The 22,305-nt window shown below is 69.3% G+C and carries 24 protein-coding genes; 5 read left to right on the top strand and 19 right to left on the bottom strand.

Annotation, left to right across the window (positions count from 1 at the left end):
• The first annotated feature begins 130 nt into the window (after positions 1-130).
• Positions 131-463, top strand: a complete 333-nt coding sequence (locus IE239_RS08755; RefSeq protein ID WP_190148704.1) for a hypothetical protein — start codon at positions 131-133, stop codon at positions 461-463.
• Between the two features lie 90 nt (positions 464-553).
• Here the strand turns inward: IE239_RS08755 and tatC are convergent, their stop codons facing one another.
• The 10 genes from tatC to IE239_RS08705 all read right to left on the bottom strand — a co-directional run bounded on the left by tatC (position 554) and on the right by IE239_RS08705 (position 9,100).
• Positions 554-1,504 carry a twin-arginine translocase subunit TatC gene (gene tatC / locus IE239_RS08750; RefSeq protein ID WP_190148703.1) on the bottom strand — a complete coding sequence of 317 codons (951 nt, stop codon included), beginning with the start codon at positions 1,502-1,504 and terminating at the stop codon, positions 554-556.
• 47 nt (positions 1,505-1,551) lie between these two features.
• The gene (gene tatA / locus IE239_RS08745) at positions 1,552-1,839 is read right to left on the bottom strand and encodes a Sec-independent protein translocase subunit TatA (RefSeq protein ID WP_190148702.1); all 288 of its coding nucleotides are present in this window, start codon (positions 1,837-1,839) and stop codon (positions 1,552-1,554) included.
• Between the two features lie 292 nt (positions 1,840-2,131).
• Positions 2,132-2,326, bottom strand: coding sequence for a hypothetical protein (locus tag IE239_RS08740; protein ID WP_190148701.1), 195 nt, complete (start codon positions 2,324-2,326; stop codon positions 2,132-2,134).
• Between the two features lie 17 nt (positions 2,327-2,343).
• On the bottom strand, positions 2,344-2,634 hold the full coding sequence (locus tag IE239_RS08735; RefSeq protein ID WP_190148700.1) for a hypothetical protein: 291 nt from the start codon (positions 2,632-2,634) through the stop codon (positions 2,344-2,346).
• A complete protein-coding gene (locus IE239_RS08730; RefSeq protein WP_190148699.1) occupies positions 2,631-3,692 on the bottom strand; it encodes a helix-turn-helix transcriptional regulator in 1,062 nt (353 codons plus the stop codon). The genes IE239_RS08735 and IE239_RS08730 overlap by 4 nt, the downstream gene beginning before the upstream one ends.
• Positions 3,693-3,710: 18 nt before the next feature.
• Positions 3,711-4,736, bottom strand: a complete 1,026-nt coding sequence (locus IE239_RS08725) for a helix-turn-helix transcriptional regulator (protein WP_190148698.1) — start codon at positions 4,734-4,736, stop codon at positions 3,711-3,713.
• A gap of 154 nt (positions 4,737-4,890) precedes the next feature.
• Positions 4,891-5,262: an FKBP-type peptidyl-prolyl cis-trans isomerase gene (locus IE239_RS08720; RefSeq protein WP_190148697.1), complete on the bottom strand. Its 372-nt coding sequence runs from the start codon at positions 5,260-5,262 to the stop codon at positions 4,891-4,893.
• A 68-nt stretch (positions 5,263-5,330) separates the two neighbouring features.
• The gene (locus tag IE239_RS08715; RefSeq protein ID WP_190148860.1) at positions 5,331-6,335 is read right to left on the bottom strand and encodes an FKBP-type peptidyl-prolyl cis-trans isomerase; all 1,005 of its coding nucleotides are present in this window, start codon (positions 6,333-6,335) and stop codon (positions 5,331-5,333) included.
• Between the two features lie 134 nt (positions 6,336-6,469).
• On the bottom strand, positions 6,470-7,831 hold the full coding sequence (gene pafA / locus IE239_RS08710; protein ID WP_069771814.1) for a Pup--protein ligase: 1,362 nt from the start codon (positions 7,829-7,831) through the stop codon (positions 6,470-6,472).
• 9 nt (positions 7,832-7,840) lie between these two features.
• Positions 7,841-9,100, bottom strand: coding sequence for an MFS transporter (locus IE239_RS08705; protein ID WP_190148696.1), 1,260 nt, complete (start codon positions 9,098-9,100; stop codon positions 7,841-7,843).
• Positions 9,101-9,220: 120 nt separating this feature from the next.
• Here IE239_RS08705 and IE239_RS08700 point away from each other — a divergent pair, with 120 nt between their 5' ends.
• Positions 9,221-10,237: a LacI family DNA-binding transcriptional regulator gene (locus tag IE239_RS08700; RefSeq protein ID WP_190148695.1), complete on the top strand. Its 1,017-nt coding sequence runs from the start codon at positions 9,221-9,223 to the stop codon at positions 10,235-10,237.
• A gap of 65 nt (positions 10,238-10,302) precedes the next feature.
• Here the strand turns inward: IE239_RS08700 and prcA are convergent, their stop codons facing one another.
• From prcA to arc, 6 genes are all read right to left on the bottom strand, one after another.
• Entirely contained in the window at positions 10,303-11,040 is a 738-nt protein-coding gene (gene prcA / locus IE239_RS08695) for a proteasome subunit alpha (RefSeq protein WP_190148694.1), read from the bottom strand.
• A 62-nt stretch (positions 11,041-11,102) separates the two neighbouring features.
• A complete protein-coding gene (gene prcB, locus IE239_RS08690) occupies positions 11,103-11,948 on the bottom strand; it encodes a proteasome subunit beta (RefSeq protein ID WP_190148693.1) in 846 nt (281 codons plus the stop codon).
• Positions 11,900-12,493 carry an endonuclease VII domain-containing protein gene (locus tag IE239_RS08685; protein WP_373308073.1) on the bottom strand — a complete coding sequence of 198 codons (594 nt, stop codon included), beginning with the start codon at positions 12,491-12,493 and terminating at the stop codon, positions 11,900-11,902. Before IE239_RS08685 ends, prcB begins: the two co-directional genes overlap by 49 nt.
• Positions 12,494-12,524: 31 nt before the next feature.
• Positions 12,525-12,743 (bottom strand): ubiquitin-like protein Pup, encoded by a 219-nt coding sequence (locus IE239_RS08680; protein WP_190148692.1) that lies wholly within the window; start codon positions 12,741-12,743, stop codon positions 12,525-12,527.
• 187 nt (positions 12,744-12,930) lie between these two features.
• Positions 12,931-14,442 carry a depupylase/deamidase Dop gene (dop, locus tag IE239_RS08675; RefSeq protein WP_350817451.1) on the bottom strand — a complete coding sequence of 504 codons (1,512 nt, stop codon included), beginning with the start codon at positions 14,440-14,442 and terminating at the stop codon, positions 12,931-12,933.
• A gap of 233 nt (positions 14,443-14,675) precedes the next feature.
• Complete coding sequence (arc, locus tag IE239_RS08670) at positions 14,676-16,442, bottom strand: proteasome ATPase (protein ID WP_109001848.1); 1,767 nt, start codon at positions 16,440-16,442, stop codon at positions 14,676-14,678.
• A 243-nt stretch (positions 16,443-16,685) separates the two neighbouring features.
• Here arc and IE239_RS08665 point away from each other — a divergent pair, with 243 nt between their 5' ends.
• A complete protein-coding gene (locus tag IE239_RS08665; RefSeq protein ID WP_190148691.1) occupies positions 16,686-16,991 on the top strand; it encodes a ferredoxin in 306 nt (101 codons plus the stop codon).
• Positions 16,992-17,048: 57 nt separating this feature from the next.
• Here IE239_RS08665 and IE239_RS08660 read toward each other — a convergent pair whose 3' ends face one another.
• From IE239_RS08660 to IE239_RS08650, 3 genes are all read right to left on the bottom strand, one after another.
• A complete protein-coding gene (locus IE239_RS08660) occupies positions 17,049-17,615 on the bottom strand; it encodes a hypothetical protein (protein ID WP_190148690.1) in 567 nt (188 codons plus the stop codon).
• 244 nt (positions 17,616-17,859) lie between these two features.
• Positions 17,860-18,762 (bottom strand): tRNA (adenine-N1)-methyltransferase, encoded by a 903-nt coding sequence (locus IE239_RS08655; protein WP_190148689.1) that lies wholly within the window; start codon positions 18,760-18,762, stop codon positions 17,860-17,862.
• A 58-nt stretch (positions 18,763-18,820) separates the two neighbouring features.
• Positions 18,821-20,404 (bottom strand): site-2 protease family protein, encoded by a 1,584-nt coding sequence (locus IE239_RS08650; RefSeq protein WP_190148688.1) that lies wholly within the window; start codon positions 20,402-20,404, stop codon positions 18,821-18,823.
• A gap of 188 nt (positions 20,405-20,592) precedes the next feature.
• On the opposite strand from IE239_RS08650, the gene IE239_RS08645 reads away from it, so the two are divergent.
• Both IE239_RS08645 and IE239_RS08640 read left to right on the top strand, forming a co-directional pair.
• Positions 20,593-21,588, top strand: a complete 996-nt coding sequence (locus IE239_RS08645) for a RecB family exonuclease (protein WP_229877949.1) — start codon at positions 20,593-20,595, stop codon at positions 21,586-21,588.
• A 14-nt stretch (positions 21,589-21,602) separates the two neighbouring features.
• A complete protein-coding gene (locus IE239_RS08640) occupies positions 21,603-22,274 on the top strand; it encodes a response regulator (protein ID WP_044380401.1) in 672 nt (223 codons plus the stop codon).
• Positions 22,275-22,305 lie beyond the last annotated feature (31 nt).

Genomic DNA, 22,305 nt, shown 5'->3' with positions numbered 1-22,305 from the left:
GATCAGACCGGAGACCGCACCCCGGCCGATATTGATCTTGCACTACAAACAGGGCGAGGACTACCGTTCGAGCCGTTGCGCGCAATCGACCAAGTAACCATGAGTAAACAAAAGAAAACAAAGGGGGAACATGTACCTCTTGCGTAGGAGTGCTGTCGCCGCTGCCGCCGCCAGTGCGGCTCTGATACTCGGGGCCGCCGCCGCTCCCGCGTCCGCCGCCACCGGCGGCGCGGACGCCGTACACCGTGGGTCGGCGAGCTGCGTCAACTACTCGTGGGGCGACGGCACCGCGACGTGGACCGTCTACTACCACAGCACCTGCGACGCCACGGCGCAGTTCTGGGTGAAGACGGGCGCCACCTCGGTCTTCGAGACGTGCATCACCGTGAAGCCGGACGCCAAGGGCTCCAAGGTCTTCTACAACAAGCCGCTTAGCTTCGGCTACAAGAAGGGTTCCTGCTGAGGCGGAACGGCTGAACCAAAGGAAAGTGGGCCCACCGGCGTACCGGTGGGCCCACTTTGTCACTTCACAGCCTCGGCGGCGTGTCACCGCTCACGTCACATCGTCGTAGCCGTTCGCCCTGTCGTGTGCCGAGTCACTCTGCTCGGGCACAGTACGCATGGCCGACACCGTCTCGACCTCGCCGATGTCCTCGGGGGTGAGGTCCAGTTCGGAGGCCTCGTCGTCGGCGGGGCCCATGGCCTCGCGGCGCTGCTTGCGACGGTCGTTCATGATCGAGAAACCCACCGCCAGGAAGTACAGGACGACGATGGGCGCCGCGAGCGACAGCATCGACACCGGGTCGACCGTAGGCGTGGCGAAGGCCGCGAAGATCGTGACCCCGAGGATCATGCCGCGCCACCAGCCGAGCATCCGACGGCCGGCGATGACTCCGGTGAGGTTGAGCATGACCAGCAGCAAGGGCAGCTCGAAGGAGAGACCGAATACGATCACCATACGGGTCACGAGGTCGAGCAGATCATCGAGCGGCAGCAGGTTGACGGCGTGATCGGGGGTGAAGTCGAGCAGCACGTTGGCGGCCGTGGGCAGCACGTGGTAGGAGAACCAGGCGCCTGCCATGAACAGCGGGAAGCCGGCCGCCACGAAGGCCATGGCGTACTTCTTCTCGCTGCGGTGCAGTCCCGGTGCGACGAAGGCCCAGAGCTGGTAGAGCCAGACCGGGCTGGCGCCCACCACGCCGGCAGTGAGGGACACCTTGATCATCAACGTGAAGGGGCCCATGAGACCCGACATGGTGATGTTGCCGCACGCCCCGTCACTCTGCTTGGCGAGCTCGGTGAAGGGCTTCGTGCATCCCACGGACTGCTGGATCGGATCCGTGAGCAGGTTGATGATGTCCTGGTAGTACATCGCGCCGACGATCGCGCCGACCATGATCGCCAGCATCGCCTTCGCGAGCCGGTTGCGAAGCTCACGAAGATGATCCGCGAGGGGCATCCGCCCCTCGGGGTCCTTCTCCTGTTTGCGGGCAGACTTCAGCAACCCACGTCCCCATCTCGTACGGCGGGCCGGAGGTCACCGGCCCTCGGTCAGCGCTTGGTCGTGTCGGTCGGCTCGGTGACCGGGCGGGAGCTGGTCACGTCGCCGGGCGCGGCCTGGATGGTACGCGTCGCCGGGGGCTGCTCGTCGGTGTGGGGCGGGCCGGCCGGGGTGGTCGTGCTGCCGCCGTCCTCCTTCATCGCCTTGGCCTCGCTCTTGAGGATGCGAGCGGACTTGCCCAGCGAGCGCGCCATGTCGGGAAGCTTCTTCGCGCCGAACAGCAGGATGACGACGACGAGGATGAGAATGATCTCGGGGGCGCCGAGCCTTCCGAACATAAGTCTTTACCTTCTCACCGAGGCTGCGGGGGCGGGTTGCCGTACGACCGGTCGGACGCCTGTCCGAACGGTCGTGTTGACAGCGATCGTAACGCTCAGGGGTAAACGTGAGGCAATCCCCGTGCGTACTCCCGGTATGCGGTCCGGGCCTCGTTCTCCGAGCCGCGACCAGCAGCGTACCCGCCCCCGCCATCGGCGCGGGAGGTCGAACCGGCCCAAAACGCGACGGTCGCGGAAGGCACGGGAGCCGCGGACACCGCACCCCGCCCGGCGAGACCGACCGAGGCAGCGGTCACAGAGTGTCCGCGGCGCGCGCCGCGCTCACCGCCGCCCGCTCCAGGTCCTGAGCGGCCCGGTCGACACGGCGCGCGGACTCGGCGACCTGCCGCCCCAGCCGCTGCGCCTCGACGAAGACCCGCACGGCGAACACCGCGAGGACGGCGAGACCTGCAAAACCCAACGCAACCGCGAACATCGCCCAGAACATGGGGCGAGCCTAGACCCCTACGGGGCGTGCAGCCGCAGGGTCCTGACCCCGCCGCCGGTCAGCAGCTCCACGATCCGCTCGCCCGCCGGCTTGCGCACCGCCGCCCCGCAGTCCGGACAGGTGAACGAGTAGAACGTGGTGCGGCTGGAGGCGCCGATGGCCAGCCGCAGTGCGCTAGCGGCGAGCTCGAAGGCGCCCCGGCAGTCCGGACACCCGGCTCTGAACCGCACCGGGGCCACGCTGCGCATCCCCGCGAACGCGGAAGCCGCCGAGATGCCCCGCACCCCGGACGCCGTCGACTCGCTCACTGCTCCCCCTGCTCCCGTCCGTCCGACCGACCCTCGCCGTGCGCCGCGAGCGGCCCACCGGCCGCGCCGCCCGCCTCGATCCCGTCGTACGCCGCCAGCGCCTCGCGGGCGGCCCGGCGGGCGCTGTCGGCGAGCTCGGGCGGCGAGACGATCCGGCCGTCGCCGCCGAGGCGCAGGGCCAGCCGCCTCAGCGAGGCCGGGTCGGGCGTACGCAGAGCAATACGCAGACCGCCGTCGGGCAGTTCATCCGCGCTGTCGTGCGGGTAGTACTCGGCGACCCAGCGACCGCCCGGACCCACCTCGACCACGACCTCCGGATCCTCCGCGGCCGGCTGCACCAGTCCCTCCGACAGGTCCCGCAACTCGATCTCGGGCGGGGCCGAGGGCTCGTCGAGGATCTTGATCTCGGCGACCCGGTCCAGCCGGAACGTGCGGCGCGCCTCCGAGCGGCGGCACCAGGCCTCGACATAGGTGTGCCCGACGCTGACCAGTCGGATCGGGTCGATCTCGCGCTCGCTGAGCTCGTCACGAGCCGGCGAGTAGTAGCGGATCCACAGCCTGCGCCGCTCGGAGATCGCCCGGTCGACGTCAGCGAACACCCCGCCCTCCGACTCGAACGTCACCGACAGACGCGCACTCGCCCCGGCCGCCTCGCCGGCCGCCGCCTCCACCTTCGCCGTGGCCCGCAGCAGCGCCTGTCGGTCGCCCTCCCGCAGCCCCGGCAGCGTGGCCACGGCACGGGCCGCCACCAGGAGCGCAGTCGCCTCGTCGGCGGCCAGCCGCAGCGGCTCGGCGGCGTCCGCACCCAGCGCGGCCGGGTTGTGCCACCAGATCCGCTCGCCGTCGGTGTCGATGTCGAGAAGGTCGCCGCCGCGGAAGCTGGTCCCGCACATGGGCAGCACGTCGAGGTCCGAGACCAGCTCGTCCTCGGTGATGCCGAAGGCGCGCGCCACGTCCTCGATGCGCGCGCCGGGCCGCTCCCTGAGATACGTCACCAGGGAGAGCATCCGCCGGGTCTGGTCGATCGCGTTCGCCGGCCTGACCGGTTTGCCTGCCACTGTGTTGCTCGCTCCCCCTCAGCCCTTGGCCACGGCCCGCAGCCGGTCCACGACGTCCGCCCGCAGTTCGGCCGGCTCCATGACCACCACGTCCGGCCCGAACTCCACCAGCCAGGCGTCCAGCCCGTGCCCGTACGGAATCTCCAACTCGTCCCAGCCGTCCCCGAGTTCCCGCACCGAGCCGGCCTTCGCCCGCAAGGGGTACCCGGCTCCCGTCCGCAGCCGGATCAGCGCACTGCGGTCGGCGGTCTCCCCCGCCCAGCTCGCGACCGTCTCCCGCACGGTGACGACATCGGGAACCGGCGCGGTGAACGCCGCCGCGCGCGAGCGCACCCGCCCGGTGATCCTCGACAGCCGGAACACCCGCTCGGCGCCCCGGTCACGATCGAAACCGGCCAGATACCAGTGCCCACGCCAGCACTCCAGCGCCCACGGCTCGACATTGCGCGGCTCCGGGCGCGCGGCGGTGGCCTTGCGATAGTCGAACAGCACGGGCCGACGGTCCCGGCAGGCCAGCATCAACGGCTCGAAGGCGGCCTCGTGCACGGGGATCCGGGGCTCCAGCGCGCCATGGGCCTCATAAGGGTCCACGTCCTCGGGAAGACCTGCCGCCCGCAGCTTCTGCAGCGCGCCGCTGGCCGCTCCCGCCAGCCGCGCCTGCTGCCACACCTTGGCGGCCAGCCCCAGGGCCGCGGCCTCCTCGGCGTCGAGCGTGATGGGCGGCAGCCGGTTGCTGTCCCGGCGCGCGAGATAGCCGATCTCACCGTCCAGGCTCTCCACGGTCTCGATGACCAGACCGAGCTCGCGCAGATCGTCCTTGTCCCGCTCGAACATGCGGTTGAAGGAGTCGTCCGACGCCGCGGCCCCGCCCCCCGACCGGACGAAAGCACCCCTGCCCGGCCCGAAGGCCGCACCCCTGCCCGGCCCGAAGGCCTCGACGTATGCCTCGATGGAGTCGCGCAGCTCGCGCTTGCTGAGCGGCCGCCGCGTCCCGAGCAGACACAGCGCCAGGTTCATCAGCCGCTCGGCCTTGGCAATGGCCATCGACGCCCTTCGCCTCCCCTTTGGTGCTTACGATCGAGACCGTACCGCCCCGTGCCTCCCGGACAAAAGCCGAGGGTCCATGCCCGGGCGGGCATGGACCCCAGACGATCGACACCGGTCACACCGCGATCAGCGCGGACCGGCGGCACGACGATCAGACGCCGAGCAGGTCCACCACGAAGATCAGCGTCTCACCGGGCTTGATCGCCGGCGTCGGGCTCTGGTTGCCGTAGGCGAGGTGCGCCGGGATGGTCAGCTGGCGACGGCCGCCGACCTTCATGCCCTGCACGCCCTGGTCCCAGCCCTTGATGACCCGGCCGCCGCCGAGCGGGAAGCGGAACGGCGTCCCACGGTTCCAGCTGGCGTCGAACTCCTCACCGGTGCTGAACGCGACACCCACGTAGTGGACGGAGACGGTCTGACCGGCCTGCGCAACCTCGCCGTCGCCCTCCCAGATGTCCTTGATCTCGAGGTCCGCCGGGGGCTCGCCGCCGGGAAAGTCGATCTCGGGCTTGTCAATGCTCACGTCACTGGCTCCTGCGTGTCTCACGGAAATGCAACAACACGGACAGTCTTGCACCTCGTCGCGCAGCCTCACGCCTTGGCGATGATGTCCACCGAGAAGACCATCGTGGAATCCTTCTCCAGGCCGCTGCCGCTCGGCGGGCTGTCGCCGTAACCCAGCGACGGCGGAACGACGATGACGACGCGGCTGCCCACCTTCTTGCCGGTCAGGCCCTGCGCCCAGCCCTTGACGACCTGCTGGAGCGAGAACGACGTCAGCGTCTTGCGGCTGTACGACGAGTCGAACTCCTTGCCCGTGTCCCAGACGACGCCCTTGTACTGCACCAACACCGTGTCGTCGGCCTTGAGCTCGGCGCCGTCCCCCTCGATCACGTAGTTCGACACCAGCTTGGCCGGCGCCTTCGTCTTGGGGACCTCGATGGAGGGAGCCTTGCCGTCGGTGTTCGTGCCGACCTTGGGGACACCGGCATCGTTCTGCGGCACGTCCTTGCCCTTGGCCGAGCTGTTCGGACCGAACACGTCCTTGACGTCGAACACGAACACCAGCGTGTCGGTGCCCGAGATCCCCGCCTCCTGGTTGCCCTGCTTGCCGAAACCCCAGGCCGGCGGCACGGAGAACAGCACCCTGCTGCCGGCCTTCTTCCCGGTCAGCGCATAGGTCCAGCCCTCGAGGCTGCCGCCCTTGGCGAGCTGGGTGAACTGCATCTTGTTGCTGTCGTAGGAGTTGAGGAGGACCTTCGCGCTGGTCCAGATCTGGCCGAGACAGTGCGCCTGGATGTAGTCGCCCTCCGCGACCGTCTTCCCGCCGCCCGCGATCACCGTCTTCACCGCCAGCTGGTCCGAAGGCTGCCCCGGGCCCTTGGCGACGGTGGGCTTCTCACCGAACTTCACCCCCGCCGTGATGGCGGGCAGCGGACCGTCGACGATCTTCGGCGGAGGCACCGCCGACGGCGCCGCGGCCGAGGGCGACGCCTTGTCGCTCGCCTTGCTCGAATCGGACTTGTCGTCACCGCACGCGGACAGCGTGACCAGTCCCGCGGGAACGGCGGCAAGGATGAGGGAGCGTCGGCGCACGATGAAGCCTCGTAATCGGTCGATCTTCGGATGGCGTGCGCGCCACTCTACGACGTGCAACGGGCACCGTACGGGAAACGTACGGTGCCCGTGTTGCGTTCCGCACCCGCGCCCAGCACGCGCGGAACACCTGCTCACATGCCGGCGATCAGCTTCTCCACCCGGTCGTCCACCGAACGGAACGGGTCCTTGCACAGCACGGTGCGCTGCGCCTGGTCGTTGAGCTTCAGATGCACCCAGTCCACCGTGAAGTCACGGCGCTGCTCCTGCGCACGGCGGATGAAGTCACCGCGCAACCGCGCCCGAGTCGTCTGCGGCGGCACCGACTTGCCCTCGAAGATCTTCAAGTCGTTGCAGATCCGCGCCGCTTGACCCTTGCGCTCCAGCAGGTAGTACAGACCACGACGACGGTGGATGTCGTGGTAGGCGAGGTCTATCTGCGCCACCCGCGGATGCGACATCGTCATGTTGTGCTTGGCCCGGTAGCGCTCGATCAGCTGGTACTTCATCACCCAGTCGATCTCGGTGCCGATCCGGTCGAGGTCCTCCGCCTCGATCGCGTCCAGCGTCCGGCCCCACAGCTCCAGGACCTGGTCGACCGTGCCGGTGCGGATCCCGCGCCGCTCGACGAAGTCCACGGCCTTCTCGTAGTACTCCCGCTGCACCTCCAGCGCGGAGGCCTCACGGCCGCTGGCCAGCCGCACCTTGCGACGGCCCGTGATGTCATGGCTGACCTCGCGGATCGCCCGGATCGGGTTCTCCAGCGTCAGATCCCGCATGACCGTGCCCGCCTCGATCATGCGCAGCACCAGATCCGTCGCGCCGACCTTCAGCAGCATCGTCGTCTCGGACATGTTCGAGTCGCCGACGATGACATGCAGACGGCGGTACCGCTCGGCGTCCGCGTGCGGCTCGTCACGCGTATTGATGATGGGCCGCGAGCGGGTCGTCGCCGAGGAGACGCCCTCCCAGATGTGCTCGGCCCGCTGGCTGACGCAGTAGACCGCCCCACGGGGCGTCTGCAGCACCTTGCCCGCCCCGCACAACAGCTGCCGGGTCACCAGGAACGGGATCAGGATGTCCGCGAGCCGGGAGAACTCCCCGTGTCGCGCCACCAGATAGTTCTCGTGGCAACCATAAGAGTTGCCCGCCGAGTCCGTGTTGTTCTTGAAGAGGTAGACGTCGCCCGCGATTCCTTCCTCGTGCAGGCGTCGCTCCGCGTCCACCAGGAGTCCCTCGAGAATGCGCTCGCCGGCCTTGTCGTGGGTGACCAGCTCGGTCACGTTGTCACATTCCGGTGTCGCGTATTCCGGATGCGAACCCACGTCGAGATAGAGGCGGGCGCCGTTCCGCAGAAAGACATTGCTGCTTCGGCCCCATGACACGACACGGCGGAAGAGGTACCGCGCCACCTCGTCGGGAGACAGCCGGCGCTGTCCCCTGAACGTACATGTGACGCCGTACTCGTTCTCCAGCCCGAAAATGCGGCGGTCCATGAGTGAACATTACGCCCGATCCCCTGAACTGAAACGGGGTTCGGCAGCACGGTTCGGATCATTTTCCGATGAAGCCGCAACCACCCCACTTCCTGCGGGAGCTGCCATTACCCGCCCCGTGGCCAGCAAAACCACCAAGGACACGGCGCCCGCGGCGCCCGGAACCGCGAATCCCCACAAGGCGCCACCCGCCTCCACGACCGGACCCGCCACGCCCGTCCCCACCGACGCCCCCACCGTGAACGTCGTCACCAGCCACGAGAACGCCTCCGTCACCGTCCCGCGCGGCGCATGCCGGTCCACGATGACGAACGCACACGCGATGGCAGGAGCCAGGAACACGCCCGCCAGGGCCGTCAGCGCCACCATGGCCACGGCGCCCGGCATCAGCGTCAACGGCAGATAACACACCGCCAGAGCGGCCACCAGAGCGCGCAGTCGCCGCTCCGGAGCCCCCGCCCACCGCCGCGCCCCGTACACCACACCGCCCACCAGCGCCCCCAGCCCCAGCGCCGCCATCAACCAGCCGTAGACCGCATCCCCGCCGTGATCGTCCGCATACGGCACCGAGGCCACCGTGATCGAGCCCAGCGCCACCCCCACGAACAGGAACGCCCCCAGCAGCGCCAGCAGACCCGGCGACCGCAGCGCGCCCAGCCAGTGCGCCTCACGCGGGGCCGACCGCCACGCCCGCGAGGGCGGCGACACGACCACCCACAGCGCCCCCAGTACCCCCACGGCGTTCAGCACCAGCAGCGCCGCCTGCGCCGACCACACCGACACGCAGACCGTCACCAGCAACGGCCCGACGGTGAACATCACCTCCTGCGCCACCGCGTCCATCGCGTACGCCGTGTGCACCTGGTCCTCGCGCCGCAGCACCGCCGGCCACAGCGCGCGCAGCCCGCCCTCCAGAGGCGGCGTGAAGAGCCCCGCCGCGGCCACCGCCCCATAGGCGACCGGCAGCAGACCGGTGCCCGCGCACGCGAACACCGTCATCGCCAGTGCCGAGGCCAGCGCCGCCGGCAACTGGACCCGCGGCTGCCCGTACACGTCGACCAGCCGCCCCAGCAGAGGCTGTCCCACGGCGTTCGCGACCCCGTACACCGCCGCCAGCGCCCCCGCCAGGCTGTACGAGCCGCCCGCCGCCCGCACGAACAGCACGATCGCGATCGCGGCCGTGGCGTTGGGCAGCCGGCCCACCAGCGTGCCGGCCAACAAGCGGGCCGCGTGCCTCGCCCTGAGGATCTCCAGGTATCCCGCGGACAATGTCCCGCCTCCGTCGGCTCGCCCGAGGCGGTGAGCCACCCCGAAGTTTTACGTATAACGCCTCTTGTCATACGTACCATGTGCGCTGTTCGCCCGTCCAGACGAAGGAGCAGGCCCACCGTGGCACGAGGTAGCACCCGACCCACGAGCCGCGACGTCGCCCAGGCCGCAGGCGTCTCCCAGGCCGCCGTCTCTCTCGTCCTCGGCGACAAATGGCGCGGCCGCGTCTCCGAGACCACCGCCCGACGCGTACGCGAAGCAGCCCGTGAACTCGACTACCGCCCCAACCTCGCCGCCCGCAACCTCCGCCTCGGACGCACCCGTACCGTCCTCCTCGTCGTCCCCGCCCTCACCACCGAATTCTTCGCCGGCGTCTACACCGGAGCCGCACGCGTAGCCGCCGAACACGGCTTCGGCGTCGTCCTCTACCCCTCCCCCGAAGGCGTCGGCCCCGCCCGCGACCCCTTCGCCTCCGCCCAGGCCGCCCTCGACGGCGTCCTCGCCTCCTCCATGGCCGCCGACGCCCTCACCGCCATCCGCGGCGACCAACTCCCCCTCGTCATGCTCGACAGCGACCCCGCCGGAAGCCTCGGCGCCGCCACCGTCAACCTCGACATCGCCGACGGGGCCCGCCAGGTCGCCGACCACCTCCTCGGCCTCGGCCACCGCCACTTCCTCCACCTCGCGGCCGACGTCCCCTCCTGGACCTTCGACGTCCGCGCCCGCGAACTCACCGCCCGCATCACCGCAGCCCCCGGCACCACCCTGCGCACCGCACCCGCCCCCATCTCCATCGACGAGGCCCGCACCGCCACCGAAACCGCCCTCTCCACCCCCGGCCCCCGCCCCACAGCCGTCATCTGCGACGACGACAAACTCGCCGCCGGCGCCTACAAAGCCCTCCGCCGCCTCGGCCTGCGCATCCCCGACGACATCTCCGTCACCGGCCTCGACGACCTCGCCCTCGCCACCGCCCTCGACCCCGAACTCACCACCGTCCGACTCGACGCCGAACTCTTCGGCGAACGCGGCATGCAAGCCCTCCTGGACGTCCTGGAAGGCCGTACGCCCGACGCGGCGGACATCCCCGTCCACCTCGTCGTACGCGCCTCCACAGCCCCGCCCCGCACCTCCTAGGACGCCCTGTGCCCCGGCCGACGACCCGACCGGGGCACACAGGACGCGTCACACAGGCGGCAGACCTACTCCTCCTCGGAGCTCTCCGCCTCCGTCGACGCGCCGTCCGTCTCCAGCAGGCGGCCCAGCTGACGCCCCACGATCCGCTTGAACTTCCGCGCCTGCGGCCGCGTCCGATCCAGCACCGCCACCTCCAGCCGCTCCGCCGGGATCTCCCGCTGCGTGCCGTTGGTGTCCCGCGACAACGCCTGGACAGCCAGCTTCAGCGCGTCCGCCAGACTCATCCCGTCCTCGTGACGCTGGTCCAGATAGCTGCTGATCTGCTCGGCGTTGCCGCCCACCGCGACCGAACCGTGCTCGTCCACGATCGACCCGTCGTGCGGCAGCCGATAGATCTGATCGCCGTCCGGAGTCTCACCGACCTCAGCAACGACCAACTCCACCTCGTACGGCTTCTCACCCGCCGAGGAGAAGATCGTGCCCAGCGTCTGCGCGTACACGTTCGCCAGACCACGCGCGGTCACGTCATCACGGTCATAGGTGTAACCCCGCAGATCGGCATACCGCACACCGCCGATCCGCAGATTCTCGTACTCGTTGTACTTGCCGGCGGCCGCGAAACCGATCCGGTCGTAGATCTCGCTGAACTTGTGCAGCGCGCGGGACGGGTTCTCACCGACGAACACGATGCCGTCGGCATACTGCAGCACGACCAGGCTGCGACCACGAGCGATGCCCTTGCGCGCATACTCCGCGCGATCCGCCATCGCCTGCTGGGGTGAGACATAGAACGGCGTCGACACCGGTTAACCGTCCCTTTCTGTCGAAGTCACTGGATCACCTGGGACAAGAACGAGCCCGCCGACTACAGCAGAGCGGCACGCGGGCCGTCCGGCTGCTCCAGGCGACGCTCGAGAATGGAACGGGCGATCGCCGACGACTCCTCGTCGGTCAACCGACGGAAACCGTCCTCGGTGATCACGGTGACGATCGGGTAGATCCGACGCGCGACATCAGGACCACCGGTCGCCGAATCGTCGTCCGCCGCGTCGTACAGAGCCTGCACCACCAGCGTCGTGGCCTGCTCCTCGGAAAGATCGTCGCGGTACAGCTTCTTCATCGCACCGCGCGCGAAGATCGAGCCGGATCCCGTCGCCGCGAAGTGGTGCTCCTCGGAACGGCCACCCGTCACGTCGTACGAGAAGATCCGGCCCTTGTCCCGGTCCACGTCGAAACCGGCGAACAACGGCACCACCGCCAGACCCTGCATCGCCATGCCCAGATTCGACCGGATCATGGTCGACAGCCGGTTCGCCTTGCCCTCCAGCGAGAGCTGCGCCCCCTCGACCTTCTCGAAGTGCTCCAGCTCCAGCTGGAAGAGCTTCACCATCTCCACGGCCAGACCCGCCGTGCCGGCGATGCCGACGGCCGAGTACTCGTCCGCCGGGAACACCTTCTCGATGTCCCGCTGCGCGATGACGTTGCCCATCGTCGCGCGACGGTCACCGGCGAGCACGACGCCCCCGGGGAACGTGACGGCCACGATCGTCGTCCCGTGCGGAGCCTCGATCACACCCTGCGTCGGGGGCAGCTGCCGCTTGCCGGGCAGCATCTCCGGCTGGTGCTCGGAGAGGAAGTCCATGAAGGACGAGGACCCAGGCGTCAGGAAGGCAGCTGGTAGACGCCCGGTGCTACGAGTGTTGGCTTCCACGAAGTTCCCTCCAGGTAGGCGGCTGCCCGACGCACAGCGTCGGGGTCGTCTCCCAACTTGCCGATGGCCGAATTGCAGTTGAAGCACAGTACGCCTCGGACCCTACCCGTCTCGTGGCAGTGATCCACATGGACGGCTGGAGCTTTCAGGCAGATCACGCACAGCCCCTTCTGCGCGGCGACCATGGCGTCACGCTCGGCTTCTGTGAGGCCGTACTGGCGTTTCAGATGCCCGCGCCGCCCCTTGACGGCTTTGCAGGCCTTGCAGCAGGTTGCAAGGCCGTCGGACGCCGTGGCGTTACGGTGCCACTCACTGTGCGGCTTGACCTCCTCGCAGGTGCGGCAGAACTTGTGCCCCTCGGGCGCATCCACGCGCGGCCGCACGTTCTTTCCCTTGGCCACCTGCCGGGCCTGGTGGTAAGCCGCCCAGCACTCACGGCAATAGGCCTGTAACCCGTCCCGGGCTGCTTTGTTACTGGCGAAGGCTGCCCGCGACCTGAGCTCATTGCACCGCGAGCAACGCTTCACGCCATCGTTGCTTACCAACTCGACGACCCCCGGACCTTCGATTCGAAGGCTACTCGCCGCCCTTCTGAACGAAGCTTCGAACGAAGTCCTCGGCGTTCTCCTCGAGGACATCATCAATCTCGTCAAGAACCGAGTCCACGTCGTCGCTCAGCTTCTCGTGGCGCTCCTTGAGGTCCTCGGAGCCCTGCGTCTCCGCCGCCTGCTCCTCGACCTCCTCCGTGGAGTGCGTCGCCTTCTGCTGGCCGCCGCCGGTGTCCTTGGTCGCCATAACCCTCACCCCGCTCTTTCGCCCGACATGGTCGACAGGTCGGCATTCCTGCCGATCGGTGATGATCAGACCCTACAAGCCGGGTCCGACATCGGCCCCGCAGTTGCGTCAACGTACGAGGGTCATCTCGATGATTCCCGGACGGGGGGCGTTCCACCCGTCCCGCTGGTTCCGTCCGGGTCACGGTTCAGCTGCCGGAGAGGACCCTGACCAGGTCTTCTGCGGTCCTGCAGCGGTCCAGGAGCTCCTTGACGTGATTTCGCGTTCCGCGAAGGGGTTCCAGGGTTGGGACGCGTTGGAGCGAGTCCCGGCCCGGCAGGTCGAAGATCACGGAGTCCCAGGAGGCCGCGGCGACGTCGTCGGCGTACTGCTCCAGGCAGCGGCCGCGGAAGTAGGCGCGGGTGTCCTCCGGGGGCTTGGTGACGGCCCTTGCGACCTCGGACTCGTCCAGGAGGCGTTTGATGCGGCCACGGGCCACGAGACGGTTGTAGATGCCCTTCTCGGCCCTGACGTCGGCGTACTGGAGGTCGACGAGGTGCAGCCGGGCGGCGTCCCAGTCGAGGTCGTCCCTGCGCCGGTAGCCCTCCATGACCTCCCGTTTGGCGACCCAGTCCAGTTCGCCGGCGAGGCTCATGGGGTCGTTCTCCAGGCGGGTGAGCGTGTCCTCCCAGCGGGCGAGGACGTCCTTGGTCTGGTCGTCGGCGTCCGCTCCGAAGCGTTCCTCGACGTACTTGCGCGACAGCTCGTAGTACTCCATCTGGAGCTGGACGGCGGTGAGCGTGCGGCCGCTGCGCAGGGTGACGAGTCGCTTGAGGCCCGGGTCGTGGGAGACCTGGTGGAGCGTGCGGACGGGCTGGTCGACGGCGAGGTCGACGGCGATGAAGCCGTCCTCGATCATCGACAGGACCAGGGCTGTGGTGCCGAGCTTGAGATAGGTCGAGATCTCGGAGAGGTTGGCGTCGCCGATGATCACATGGAGGCGGCGGTACTTCTCGGCGTCGGCGTGCGGCTCGTCGCGGGTGTTGATGATGGGGCGTTTCAGCGTCGTCTCCAGGCCGACCTCGACCTCGAAGTAGTCGGCGCGCTGGCTGAGCTGGAAGCCGTGCTCGTGGCCGTCCTGGCCGATGCCGACGCGGCCTGCGCCGGCGAAGACCTGGCGGGAGACGAAGAAGGGCGTGAGGTGGCGCACGATGTCCGAGAAGGCGGTCTCGCGCTTCATCAGGTAGTTCTCGTGCGTGCCGTAGGAGGCGCCCTTGTTGTCGGTGTTGTTCTTGTAGAGGTGGATGGGCTGGGCGCCGGGGAGTGCGGCGGCGCGTTCGGCGGCCTCGGCCATGATGCGTTCGCCGGCCTTGTCCCAGAGGACGGCGTCACGGGGGTTGGTGACCTCGGGAGCGCTGTATTCGGGGTGTGCGTGGTCGACGTAGAGGCGTGCGCCGTTGGTGAGGATGACGTTGGCGAGGCCGATGTCCTCGTCGGTGAGCTGGCTGGAGTCGGCGGTCTCGCGGGCGAGGTCGAAGCCACGCGCGTCCCGCAGCGGGTTCTCCTCCTCGAAGTCCCAGCGGGCCCGGCGGGCCCGGTGCATCGCCGCCGCGTAGGCGTTGACGATCTGGGACGAGGTGAGCATGGCATTGGCGTTGGGGTGGCCGGGGACGGAGATGCCGTACTCCGTCTCGATGCCCATTACTCGCCGTACGGTCATGCGGCCCTCCTTGCCCGGCGGCACCCTCGGTCGTGGGCGCCGCTCAGATACCGGTGGTGCTCCGGTGCGTGTGCGGTGCCCGTCCCCGCGACAAGCGACCCGGCGGTACGGAAGAGCCTAGAACGCCTCTGCGCTGGGTGGGAGATCATTTGCGTCATTGCCTTGCTCCAGCCGTGGCGCGGAAAGCAGTCGGCTGCGGGTACCCGTGGTGGGCACCCGCAGCCGCCCTGTCTTTACAGGTACTGTCCGGTGTTCGCCACCGTGTCGATGGAGCGTCCGGTGTCCGCGCCCTGCTTTCCGGTGATGAGGGTGCGGATGTAGACGATCCGTTCGCCCTTCTTTCCGGAGATGCGGGCCCAGTCGTCCGGGTTGGTGGTGTTGGGAAGGTCCTCGTTCTCCTTGAACTCGTCCACACATGCCTGGAGGAGGTGGGAGACGCGCAGACCCTTCTGGTTGTGGTCGAGGAAGTCCTTGATGGCCATTTTCTTGGCGCGGCCGACGATGTTCTCGATCATGGCGCCGGAGTTGAAGTCCTTGAAGTAAAGGACTTCCTTGTCGCCGTTGGCGTAGGTGACTTCCAGGAAGCGGTTTTCCTCGGATTCGGCGTACATGTGTTCCACTGCCGTCTGGATCATGCTCTGGACGGTGGTGGTCTTGTCGCCGCCGTGTTCGCCGACGTCCTCGGAGTGCAGGGGGAGGCGTTCGGTGAGGTACTTCTGGAAGATGTCCTTGGCCGCTTCGGCGTCCGGGCGCTCGATCTTGATCTTCACGTCGAGTCGGCCGGGGCGCAGGATGGCGGGGTCGATCATGTCCTCGCGGTTGGAGGCGCCGATGACGACCACGTTCTGCAGGCCTTCGACGCCGTCGATCTCGGCGAGGAGCTGCGGGACGATGGTGTTCTCGACGTCGGAGCTGACGCCGGAGCCGCGGGTGCGGAAGAGGGATTCCATCTCGTCGAAGAAGACGATGACGGGGGTGCCCTCGGAGGCCTTCTCCCTTGCGCGCTGGAAGACGAGGCGGATCTGGCGCTCGGTCTCGCCGACGTACTTGTTGAGGAGCTCGGGGCCCTTGATGTTGAGGAAGAAGCTCTTGCCGGTGGCCTGGCCGGTGACTTCGGCGACCTTCTTGGCCAGCGAGTTGGCGACGGCCTTGGCGATGAGCGTCTTGCCGCATCCGGGGGGTCCGTAGAGGAGGACGCCCTTGGGCGGGCGGAGCTCGTGCTCCTTGAAGAGGTCGGGGTAGAGGTAGGGCAGTTCGACGGCGTCGCGGATCATCTCGATCTGTCCGCCGAGGCCGCCGATCTGCTCGTAGCCGATGTCGGGGACCTCTTCGAGGACGAGTTCCTCGACCTCGCTCTTGGGGACGATCTCGTAGACGTATCCGGAGCGGGGTTCGAGCAGGAGGGCGTCGCCGGGCCGGATGGTGACGTCCAGCAGAGGCTCGGCGAGCCGGACCACTCGTTCCTCGTCGGTGTGTCCGAGCACCAGGGCTCGTTCGCCGTCCTCGAGGATCTCCTTGAGGGTGACGATGTCGCCGACGCGCTCGTATTCCATGGCCTCGACCACGTTGAGCGCTTCGTTGAGCATGACTTCCTGGCCGCGTCGGAGTTCGTCGAGCTCGACGCCGGGGCTGACGTTCACGCGGAGTTTGCGGCCTCCGGTGAAGATGTCGGCCGTGCCGTCCTCGTTCGCGGTGAGGAAGACTCCGAAGCCGGCCGGCGGCTGGGCGAGCCGGTCGACTTCTTCCTTGAGGGCCACGATCTGGTCGCGGGCCTCGCGGAGTGTGTTGGCCAGTCGCTCGTTCTGGGCGGACACGCCGGCCAGGTTGGTCTGCAGCTCGACGATCCGCTCTTCGAGAATCCTCGTGTGTCGCGGAGAGTCGGCGAGCTTGCGTCGCAGGACGGCGATCTCCTGCTCAAGGTAGGCAATCTGCCCGGACGGGTCGTCGGACCCTCGTCCCGGGCGGATGCCGCGGTTCATGTCGTCGTCGTGGGCTGCCACGGTCCTCACCTCCTCCAAGGGGAGCTGGACGCTTCCAGACCCTACCTGGGTGGGTGTCGATTGAAACCCCTAGATCACAAAGACTGTCGGGGTGTGTCCGATCTTCACCCTTGCGCTCTCCCTCACGCCAGGGGAATACCCACCGAACATGATTGGAAAGCGGCCGAGGGTAGGGTCGAAGTGTTCAACACCCGTCAGAGCCTGCATGGTTCCCTGGCGGTTCGACGGTAAACGGCAGGAGTCATGGGCGTGCAGCAGGAGACCGGTGTCGACGGCGAGGCCCTGGAGGTGTGGATCGATCAGGATCTCTGTACCGGTGACGGGATCTGCGCGCAGTACGCGCCGGAGGTTTTCGAGCTGGACATCGACGGGCTCGCGTACGTGAAGAGTGCGCAGGACGAGCTGTTGCAGGCCAAGGGGGCTGTGACGCCGGTCCCGTTGCCGTTGCTGGGGGACGTGGTGGACTCGGCGCGGGAGTGTCCGGGTGACTGCATTCATGTGCGTCGGGTTTCGGACAGGGTCGAGGTCTACGGTCCCGACGCGGAGTGAGCCTCCTGGTTCACGGCGTGACGGCTGTCTGATTTCTCACAGGGCGAACGGCCGGATTCAGACGTTGCGGGCGCCCGCGGGGGTCGTGCGGACGAACTTGTGGTCCTTCCACTGCCATCTGGCGCTGTCCTTGACGTCGGGACAGCAGCTGGGCACGTCGGCGGTGGAGTAGCCGAGGAGGGTGGCGAGGACGGCTCCGTCGGTGACCCTGAGGCCGGTGACGGTGTTGCGGGCCTTGGGGTCGACGAGGGTGGCGACCACGCGTGCGTGGGTGTCGTCGGCTCCGTGGGTGAGGACGTAGACGCCGTCGGGCGGGGTGCCCATGGGGGCGTCGCAGTGGACGACGGCGACTGTTTCGGGGGCGCCGTCGCCGTCGAGGTCGCCGGTGGCCTTCTTCACGACGAGCGCGGTGACGGGGCCGCACTGGAGGGGGAAGTCGACGCCGGTGGTGGCGGGGGCTGCTGCGGGGCGGGCCGGTGAGCCGGCGGTCTGGGCGGCTGTGGCGGGTCTGGGCTGCAGCAGCGAGGAGAGGGCGACGACGCCGGCGACGGCGGTGGCCGTCGCGACCCAGTGGATGGGCCGGGTGTGGGTGTGTGCCAGTTCCGGGACGGCGGAGTGCTGCACTAGGAGTGTCTCCTGCGGTGGCTGTGCCGGTGGGCGTGGGATCGGCCAGCATCGTGCCACACGTCACAGGGTGGGGGAACGGCGGGGTGCGGGATTTCGGACGACCCGGGTGTGATGCCGGGGTGTGGTGCCGGGGTGGTCTTCCGGGCGGGGGGGCGAACTGGCGAGGCGCCGTGGTGGAGTTCCCGGTGGGTGGAGGGAACTCGGCCACGGCGCCTTGTCGTTGTGGGTGGTACGGGGTCGGTCAGCGGCCGTTGGCTCCGTCGGCGTTGGGGCCGGCGTAGTCCTCGCCGTAGGCGCCCTTGGCCGGGCGGCGGCGGCGCATGGGGGGCTCGACGCCGTCGGCGAGGCGACGGGCGGTGAGGAGGAAGCCGGTGTGGCCGATCATGCGGTGGTCGGGGCGGACGGCGAGGCCTTCGATGTGCCAGTTGCGGATCATCGACTCCCAGGCGGTCGGCTCGTTGAAGGAGCCGATCTCGCGGATGGACTCGACGGTCCGGGCGAGCTGGGTGGTGGTGGCGACGTAGCAGCAGAGGATGCCGCCGGGGACGAGCGCCTTGGAGACGGCTTCGAGGCATTCCCAGGGCGCGAGCATGTCGAGGATGACGCGGTCGACGTCGGTGTCGCTCAGGTTGTCCTGGAGGTCGCCGACGGTGAGCTGCCAGGCCGGGTGCGGGCCGCCGAAGTAGCGCTCGACGTTCTGCCGGGCGATCTCGGCGAAGTCCTCGCGGCGCTCGTAGGAGTGCAGCATGCCCTGGTCGCCGATGGCGCGCAGCAGGAAGCTGCTGAGGGAGCCTGAGCCGACGCCGGCTTCGACGACGCGTGCGCCGGGGAAGATGTCGGCGAAGGCGAGGATCTGCCCCGCGTCCTTGGGGTAGACGACGGCTGCCCCGCGGGGCATGGACAGGACGTAGTCGGGGAGCAGGGGGCGCAGCGCGAGATAGGCGACGTTCCCGGTGGTGCGGACGACGCTGCCCTCGGGTGAGCCGATCAGTTCGTCGTGCGGGAAGGAACCCTTGTGGGTGTGGAAGTTCTTCCCGGCCTCGAGCGTGAACGTGTAGTGGCGGCCCTTGGGGTCGGTCAGCTGAACCTGGTCCCCGACCTTGAAGGGCCCGCGCCTGCGGGCGGCACCGGTCGGTTCGGACATGTGACCAGCCTACCGGCGTTTGGCGGGGTCGCCGACCATCGCTCGGGAGGAGCGGTGATCAGTTGGGGCGGGCCATGGCCTTGACGAAGGCGCGCTCGACGTCGGCGGCGGAGAGGACGCCGAAGATCTCTCCGGTCTCCTCGACGACGAGGTATTCGGTGGCGGGGGTGGCGCGCAGGACGTCGAGGAGGTCTTCGCCCGCGAGTTCGGCGGAGACGCGCATGCCGTCGGTGAGGTCCTGGGCGAGGCCGCTGACGGCGACCCAGGGGCGGCGGTGTTCGGGTACGCCGACGATGGCGGCCTCGCGGACGAGGGAGAGGGGTTCTCCGTGGGCGTCGACGACGACGAGGGCGCGGGCGCCGGCGTCGTTGGCGCGGCGGAGGGCTTCGGAGAGGGGGGTGTGGGTCTCGACGGGGACGGCGCGGCGGGTGAGGGTGCGGGCGCGCAGTTCCGGGAGGTGCTCGCGCAGGCGGGCCATGCGCAGGCTGTTGCCGGCGCCGGTCCAGATGATCGCGGCGAGGATGGCGGCCAGGAGGGCGTCGGTGACGGTGTCCATGCCGACGCTGTCCTCGGCGCGGGAACCGAGGGCGCCGGACTGGGTGAGCAGGGGGAGCCCGATGAGGACGGAGACGGCGAGGGCCCGGCCGACCCAGGCGGCGGCGATCGTGCCGTTCATGGGTTTGCCGGTGATCTTCCAGACGGCGGCGCGGAGCATGCGGCCGCCGTCGAGGGGGAGGCCGGGCAGCAGGTTGAAGATCGCGACGATGAGGTTGGAGATCATCAGGCCGGCGAGCAGGACGCCGGGGACGGTGCCGCGTTCGACGGGTTGCATGGCCAGGTAGAACAGGCCGGAGAGGGCGAGGGAGAGGAGGGGGCCGACGAAGGCGAGCCAGAACTCGCGGCCGGGGGTCTCGGCTTCCTTCTCGATCTCGGAGACGCCGCCGAAGAACTGGAGCTGGATGCGGCGGACGGGGAGTTCGAAGCGGAGGGCGACGACGGTGTGGGCGAGTTCGTGGATGAGGACGGAGGCGTAGAAGGCGACGGCGAAGAAGAGGGAGACGAGGTAGCGGGCGGCGCCGAGTTCCGGCAGCACGCGGTCGAGCTGGCCGCCGAAGACCCAGGTGATGAGGGCGGCGACGAGGAACCAGCTGGGGGCGACGTAGACGGGCACGCCGAAGGGGCGGCCCATGAGGAGGCCGCCGCGGGGCTGCTCCGGGGGGCGTGCGGGCGGGGGGCCTTTGGGGAGGGCGAGGGGTGTGGGGCGCGGAGCCCTGGCCCGGTCGGCCACGGCTGCCGGTTCGGTCTGGGCTGCCGGTTCGCTCTGGTCCGCGGAACCCGCCTGGCCTGTCTGGCCCGCCCGGTCGGCTTCGTCCGCCGGTTCCGCGGGGGACTTGTGGGGGGTCGTGGATGCGACGGTGGCGGCGTCGTCCGGGGTGGTGCGGGGGGCGTGGTCGGGGTCGTCGGTCTGGGGGGTGCGGCCGTCGTCGGCGGGGGCCGGCTGCTGCCGGGGGGCGCCCGTGGGGCCGTCGGCCGGGGGTCGGCTCCGCTGGGGGTCGGTGGCCGGGGACGCAGGTGTCGCGGGGTGCTCGGCCGACTGATCGTTGTCCGGCCGCGGCCGCCCGCTCCCGCCGCTTTCCACCACGGTGTCCCCTCGATCGAAGCGTCTCCCGCCGGTGCCGGGCGGGAGGGTCTGTGACCGATGGTATGCGGCGGTGGCGATGTGTTCCGCCCCGGCACCCCCTGTGTTTCCCCGCCGGTCGTCGCTGTCCGGGGCGGGGGCGGGGTGCGGGCGGGGGTGACTGTCGGTGTCGGGCCGTAAGGTCTGTGGTCATGGAGAGCAGCAGCGAGGACGTCGTCCGGGTGGACGGCAGCGGTGTCGTGGAGGGTCCGGCGAACACGGTGGCGGGCGAGGTCGCGGTCGGGCCGGAGGCGGTGGCGCCGGTGGTCGGGGCGGTGGCGCCTGCCTCGCTGTCGCCGTCGCGCGCCGGTGATTTCATGCAGTGCCCGCTGCTGTACCGGTTCCGGGTGATCGACCGGCTGCCGGAGAAGCCGAGTCCGGCTGCGACACGGGGGACGCTGGTGCACTCGGTCCTCGAGCGGTTGTTCGACGCTCCGGCGGCCGAGCGGACGGCGCCGCGGGCCAAGTCGCTGATCCCCGGTCAGTGGGACCGGCTGCGGGAGAGCCGGCCGGAGGTGGTGGAGCTGTTCGCCGACGATCCGGAGGGCGAACGGCTGGCGGGGTGGCTGGCGGAGGCGGAGCAACTGGTGGAGCGCTGGTTCACGCTCGAGGATCCGACGCGGTTGGAGCCGGCCGAGCGGGAGCTGTTCGTGGAGGCGGAGCTGGAGTCGGGGCTGCGGTTGCGCGGGATCATCGACCGGGTCGACGTGGCGCCGACCGGCGAGGTGCGGATCGTCGACTACAAGACGGGCAAGGCGCCGCGGCCGGAGTACGCCGAGGGCGCGCTGTTCCAGATGAAGTTCTACGCGTTGGTGGTGTGGCGGCTGAAGAACGTGGTCCCGCGGCGGCTGCAACTGGTCTATCTGGGCAGTGGGGACGTGCTGACGTACGACCCGGTGCTCGCGGATCTGGAGCGGGTGGAGCGCAAGTTGCTCGCGTTGTGGGAGGCGATCCGGCAGGCGACGGAGACGGGCGAGTGGCGGCCTCGGCCGACGAAGCTGTGCGGGTGGTGCGATCACCAGGCGCACTGTCCGGAGTTCGGCGGCACTCCCCCGCCGTATCCGCTGGCGGTGACGCTCTCCGCGCCGGAGCCGGTGAGGGCGGCCGAGTCGGAGGGTGGGGCGCAGGGCAGAATGGGGCCGGGCTAGAGAAGGAGATTCACGTGGCCATCCGTGTCCTACTGGTCGACGACCAGCCGCTGCTGCGTACCGGCTTCCGGATGATCCTGGAGGCCGAGCAGGACATCGCGGTCGTCGGCGAGGCCGGGGACGGTCTGCAGGCTCTCGACCAGGTGCGGGCGTTGCAGCCCGATGTGGTGCTGATGGACATCCGCATGCCGCGGATGGACGGGGTGGAGGCGACCCGGCAGATCACCGGTCCCGGGCGGGACGGGCCGGCGAAGGTGCTGGTGCTGACGACGTTCGATCTCGACGAGTACGTGGTGGAGGCGTTGCGCGCGGGGGCGAGCGGGTTCCTGCTGAAGGACGCGCCGGCCGTCGAACTGGTGCAGGCGATCCGGGTGGTGGCCGCGGGCGAGGCCATGCTGGCGCCGAGCATCACGCGCCGGTTGCTGGACAAGTACGCGACGCATCTGCCGTCGGGCGACGAGCCGGTGCCGGACACGCTGCACACGCTCACCGACCGGGAGGTGGAGGTGTTGAAGCTGGTGGCCCGGGGTCTGTCGAACGCCGAGATCGCGGCGGACCTGTTCGTCAGCGAGACGACGGTGAAGACGCATGTGGGGCATGTGCTGACGAAACTGGGGCTGCGCGACCGGGTGCAGGCCGCGGTGTACGCGTACGAGAGCGGTCTGGTGCGTCCGGGCGCTCAGTAGCACTGAGCACTGAGCACGGGTACGACGGTGA

The sequence above is a fragment of the Streptomyces humidus genome, assembly GCF_014649655.1.
GTDB lineage: Bacteria > Actinomycetota > Actinomycetes > Streptomycetales > Streptomycetaceae > Streptomyces > Streptomyces humidus.
The sequence above is the reverse complement of the archived record's forward strand: the minus strand, read 5'-3'. Positions and strand labels throughout refer to the sequence as shown.